Source organism: Kitasatospora nipponensis, from assembly GCF_039528135.1.
Taxonomy (GTDB): Bacteria; Actinomycetota; Actinomycetes; order Streptomycetales; family Streptomycetaceae; genus Kitasatospora; species Kitasatospora nipponensis.
Genome location: NZ_BAAALF010000966.1, coordinates 1 through 573 on the forward strand (window position 1 = coordinate 1; position 573 = coordinate 573).

Consider the following 573-nt stretch of genomic DNA (forward strand, 5'->3'; position numbering starts at 1 on the left):
GCCTGGGTCGGCCGGGGTAGAGGATGCGATCGGCCTGGTCGGCGAGCCGGATACAGGTGAGAACCAAGCGGCGGACGGCTGCCTCGCGTTCGCCGGTGGGCTCCTCGCGTTGGGCCAGGGTGCGCGCGTACTCGCCGAGCAGGTCGTGGAAGCGATAGCGGTCGGGGGAGATCTCTTGCAGCAGGTGGCAGTTGAGCAGGCTTTCGATGATCCTCTCGGATTGGCCGCCCGGTCTGCCGATCAGGGCCTCGGCCTCGAAGGAGCCGAAATCCGGCCCCGGGTGCAGGCCGAGACGACGAAATCCCGAGCGCTGATCCCCACTGAGGGCCAGGTACGACATCTCGAACACCCGTGCCACGTCACGGAATTCCTTCCGGATCTCACCCAGGCGGCCGGGCTCGCGGGCCAGTCGGCGGGCCAGGCGCTCCAGGGTCCAGGTCGGTCTGCCCTTGAGGCGGGCGGCCCCGATCGCGAGAGCGAGCGGTAACTGGCCCAAGCGCGCGACGATGTCGCCGACCTGGGCGATGTCGTCGGTTCGCTCCTGGCCGACCAGGTGACGGAACAGGGCGATCG

General features: G+C 69.3%; 1 pseudogene. It reads right to left on the bottom strand.

Annotated elements, in window-relative coordinates:
- A pseudogene (locus ABD323_RS44345) lies at window positions 1-573 on the bottom strand (SARP family transcriptional regulator); the annotation flags it as partial.